At 64.1% G+C, this 4,098-nt stretch carries 5 protein-coding genes; 2 read left to right on the forward strand and 3 right to left on the reverse strand.

Features of this window, described 5'->3' with window-relative positions; translation table 11 throughout:
- From AC1P6P_RS13145 to purM, 3 genes are all read right to left on the reverse strand, one after another.
- A partial coding sequence (locus AC1P6P_RS13145) for a CPBP family intramembrane glutamic endopeptidase (RefSeq protein WP_481402899.1) occupies nucleotides 1-536 on the reverse strand: 536 nt, incomplete at its 3' end.
- Between the two features lie 4 nt (nucleotides 537-540).
- Nucleotides 541-1,149 (reverse strand): phosphoribosylglycinamide formyltransferase, encoded by a 609-nt coding sequence (purN, locus tag AC1P6P_RS13150; RefSeq protein ID WP_481402900.1) that lies wholly within the window; start codon nucleotides 1,147-1,149, stop codon nucleotides 541-543.
- On the reverse strand, nucleotides 1,146-2,210 hold the full coding sequence (purM, locus tag AC1P6P_RS13155; RefSeq protein ID WP_481402901.1) for a phosphoribosylformylglycinamidine cyclo-ligase: 1,065 nt from the start codon (nucleotides 2,208-2,210) through the stop codon (nucleotides 1,146-1,148). Before purM ends, purN begins: the two co-directional genes overlap by 4 nt.
- Before the next feature lie 454 nt (nucleotides 2,211-2,664).
- Here purM and AC1P6P_RS13160 point away from each other — a divergent pair, with 454 nt between their 5' ends.
- Nucleotides 2,665-2,904: a hypothetical protein gene (locus tag AC1P6P_RS13160; protein WP_481402902.1), complete on the forward strand. Its 240-nt coding sequence runs from the start codon at nucleotides 2,665-2,667 to the stop codon at nucleotides 2,902-2,904.
- A 117-nt stretch (nucleotides 2,905-3,021) separates the two neighbouring features.
- Nucleotides 3,022-4,014 (forward strand): cysteine synthase A, encoded by a 993-nt coding sequence (gene cysK / locus AC1P6P_RS13165; protein ID WP_481402903.1) that lies wholly within the window; start codon nucleotides 3,022-3,024, stop codon nucleotides 4,012-4,014.
- The last annotated feature ends 84 nt before the right edge of the window (nucleotides 4,015-4,098 follow it).

Here is a 4,098-nt window from a genome sequence, read left to right on the forward strand (position 1 = left end):
GTCGCGTGCGGATTGTACAGATGCAACAGCCCGAAGAGCGCGGCCGAGAACAGCAGCGCCACGCTGGTGCCGAACATGTCTTCGATGATGCGGAAAATCCCGCCGCGGAAAATGACCTCTTCGCAGATGCCCGACAGGATCGTCATTGCCGCTATCGGCAGCAGCAGCGGGGCGCTCCCGAAGCCTTGCCAGGTGGCCGCCTTGGCCGCGAACAGTCCGCCATAGACGAGCGCGAACAATACGATCGCCAGAACAAAACCGCCGACCACCAGTTTCACGCCGCGGCGCAATCCGAGTTCGATGATGTGGCGGCGTTCCAGCAGTCCGACCAGCAGCCCATAAAGGCTGATGATGAGAATGCAGATGACGACATCAACCCCGAACACGGTGATCGGGCGCATATCCTTGGCGGTGTGCGGCAGAATCTGGAGTTGCAGCAAGTATTGCGGCGCGCCATAGGCCAGTGTCAGCACGAAGAAGAACACCAGCAGCCGCAACAGCCCTAAACGGCGCAGGAAACTGCCGGTCTTGGCCATCGCTTCAGCCCTTCACAAACACGGCGTGGCCATCCTTAAGGCGCACCCGCTCTTCGGCGAGAAGTTTCAGCGCGGCGGGATACAGCCTGTGCTCTTCCACCAGCACGCGGGCGGCCAGCGTGTCGGGGGTGTCGTCGATCGCCACCGGCACCGCGACTTGGGCGATGATCGGGCCGGCGTCGAGTTCGGGCACCACGAAATGCACGGTGCAGCCCGACACCCGCATGCCCGACAGCAGCACCTGTTCGTGGACGTGCACGCCCTTGAACAGCGGCAGCAGCGACGGGTGGATGTTGATCAGGCGCCCTTCCCAGCGGCGCACGAACCAGTCCGACAGGATGCGCATGAAGCCGGCGAGGCAGACGATTTCGACGCCGGCATTGATGAGGGCGGTATCGAGCGCCCGGTCGAACGCCTCGCGCGTTTCGTAGGCCTTGTGGGGAATGACGATGCTGGGGATGTCGGATTGGGCGGCGTAGGTGAGCCCCTCGGCATTGCCGATGTTGGACACCACCAGCTCGATCTCGGCCGGGAAGTCGGGCATGGCGGCCGCCGCGATCAGCGAGCGCATGTTGCTGCCGCGACCGGAGATCAGGATGCCGACGCGCTTCATAGTCTCAGTTTCCCCCGATATCGCACTTTCGCTTCGCCGTCGCCCGCCACCAGCGCGCCGATCACCTGGGCCGTATCGCCGTTGTCGCGGAAGGCTGCCAGCACCGCCTCGGCCTTGTCCGGCGCCGCCACCGCGATCAGGCCGATGCCGCAATTGAAGGTGCGCAGCATCTCGTCGGCCGGAATCGAGCCGCCGCGCGCCAGCCAATCGAACACGCCGGGCAACGCCCAGGCGGCGAGGTCGATTTCGGCATCGAGCCCGGCCGGCAACGCCCGCGGCGTGTTTTCGGTGAGGCCGCCACCGGTGATGTGGGCGAGACCCTTGACGCCGCCGGTCTTGATCGCCGCCAGCGCGCTCATCACATAGAGTCGGGTCGGCGTCAGCAGGGCCTCGCCGAGGGTCAGCGGATTGGCGAACGGGGCGCAGGAATCGTAATCGGCGCCGACATGCTCGACGACGCGGCGCACCAGCGAAAAGCCGTTGGAATGAACCCCCGACGAACCGATGCCGATCAGGACGTCACCGGCTTTCATGTCGGCGGTCTTGGGCAGGATGGCGCCGCGCTCCACCGCACCGACCGAGAAGCCGGCGAGGTCGAAATCGTGTGCGGAATAGAGGCCGGGCATTTCCGCGGTTTCGCCGCCGATCAGGGCGCAGCCGGACTCCTTGCAGGCGCGCGCGATGCCGGCGATCACCCTGGCGGCGGCATCGACCTTCAATTTGCCGGTGGCGTAGTAGTCGAGGAAGAACAGCGGCTCGGCGCCCTGCACCACGATGTCGTTAACGCACATCGCCACGAGGTCCTGGCCGAGGCCATCGTAATGGCCGGTGTCGATGGCAATCTTGAGCTTGGTGCCGACGCCGTCGGTGGACGCGACCAGCACCGGATCGACAAACCCGGCCGCCTTGAGGTCGAACAGGCCACCGAACCCGCCGAGATCGGCATCGGCGCCCGGGCGGCGCGTCGCTTTGGCGGCCGGCGCAATGCGCTCGACCAGGGCCTCGCCGGCATCGATATCAACGCCCGCATCCTTGTAGGTGATCGGAGTGGGATCGGACATCGGCAGCTCGGTTCTGGTGACCGCTCCGTTTAGGCTTGGCGAGGGCGCGCGCGCAAGAAGGTGCGGCGCAGCGCGCACAGTTTCATGACCAACCCGGTCGCCTCGACGGATCGGGAACGGGCGGAGTGAGCGTCGCGACGATTTGGCACAACCCGCGTTGGGCAAGTCGAGGGGCGCGCGGTGACGCGAGTAATGCCCCGATAATTACACACGTATAAATAGCTTAGCGGCGGCCGGGCGCCGATCTTAATTCTATTTCAAACGCTTACAGAGTGCATCCGCAATGTTCCCAATAGCAATTAAGGTTCCCCTCGGCTAAGGCCGCTCCCAGATTTGGGGCTAGGGGGTTGCGTTGGGTGCTGTCCGACTGGGCGTTGCCGTTTTTTGTGCAGGTTTGTTGGTGGGGTGTCAGAGCGCGCCGGATGTTCGTCATTCCGGCGCGGACAGCGTCAAAATGATCACGTTCGGGCAGGCGAAATCGTGTCGATTCATCGCCGATCTTACCGGCACTGCCGTGTCGCTGGCCGACCCGGACCTGTACGCCGCCGCGCTGCAGCGGGCGGTGGAGCTCGCTGCTAAGGATGCGGGCAATGCCGTGGTGATCCGGGGATTTCAGCTGCAATCGGGAGTGCGACCGCACAGTGCCGCGTCGGTTACCGTCGGAGTGTACAGCTGCGATCCTGGAGTGAGTTAAAACAGAAAATTGTTGTGAAATAAATCTTCTATCGTATCTCGACTGGACAACTCGTGTTTAGCGGCGTACGCTTCTGTACAACGATGCAATTACGCGCATTGAACAGGAGAATTCGCCATGTCCGCCGCTATCTCTGATGCTCCCACCTTCCGCGTTCCGGGACGCGGTCACGTTTACACCTCGATCACCGACACCATCGGCAACACGCCTCTCGTCAAGCTGGCGCGGCTGCCGCAGGCCGAGGGCGTTCAGGCGAACATTCTGCTCAAGCTCGAGTTCTTCAATCCGATCGCGTCGGTGAAGGACCGCATCGGCGTCGCCATGATCGATGCCCTCGAACGCGAGGGGAAGATCGAGCCCGGCAAGACGACCCTGGTCGAGCCGACCAGCGGCAATACCGGCATTGCGCTGGCGTTCGTGGCGGCGGCGCGCGGCTACAAGCTGATCCTCACCATGCCGGAATCATTCTCGATCGAGCGGCGCAAGATGCTGGCCTTCCTCGGCGCCGAACTGGTGCTGACGCCGGCGGCTGGCGGCATGAAAGGCGCCATCGCCCGGGCGCAGGAGCTGATCAACGAAATTCCCGACGCCGTCAGCCCGCGCCAGTTCGAGAATCCCGCCAACCCGGAAATCCACCGCCGCACCACCGCCGAAGAGATCTGGAACGACACCCATGGCGATGTCGATGTGGTAGTCGCCGGCTCGGGCACCGGCGGCACCATCACCGGCGTCGGCCAGGTGCTGAAGAAGCGCAAGCCCGTGAAGATCATCGTGGTCGAACCGGAAGACTCGCCGGTGCTGTCGGGCGGCAAGCCGGGGCCGCATAAGATTCAGGGCATCGGACCGGGCTTCGTGCCGCCGGTGCTCGACACCTCGGTCTACGACGAGATCGTCACCATTTCGAATGAATCCGCACTTTCCACGGCGCGCAAGCTGGCACGGTCGGAAGGCATTCCGGTCGGCATTTCGGCGGGCGCGGCGGTGGCGGCGGCGTTCGAAGTCGGTCAGCGCCCCGAATTCGCCGGCAAGACCATCGTCGTGATCATTCCCGATTTCGCCGAACGCTATCTCACCACGGCGCTGTTCGAGGGCCTCGCAGTTCCCGGCTGAGCCTTACCTGTCTCTCCCTGAACTTGGCGGGCCCGTTCGGTCCGCCATTTTTTTGCCAAGCGTCAGGCGTGAGTGGTCTGGCGC

It is taken from the genome of Rhizomicrobium sp. (assembly GCF_056722145.1).

What these genes read in the sequence shown, in the direction of transcription:
- purN (WP_481402900.1), bottom strand. Translation starts at nt 1,149, where the DNA reads ATGAAGCGCGTCGGCATCCTGATCTCCGGTCGCGGCAGCAACATGCGC.
- purM (WP_481402901.1), bottom strand. Translation starts at nt 2,210, where the DNA reads ATGTCCGATCCCACTCCGATCACCTACAAGGATGCGGGCGTTGATATC.
- AC1P6P_RS13160 (WP_481402902.1), top strand. Translation starts at nt 2,665, where the DNA reads ATGATCACGTTCGGGCAGGCGAAATCGTGTCGATTCATCGCCGATCTT.
- cysK (WP_481402903.1), top strand. Translation starts at nt 3,022, where the DNA reads ATGTCCGCCGCTATCTCTGATGCTCCCACCTTCCGCGTTCCGGGACGC.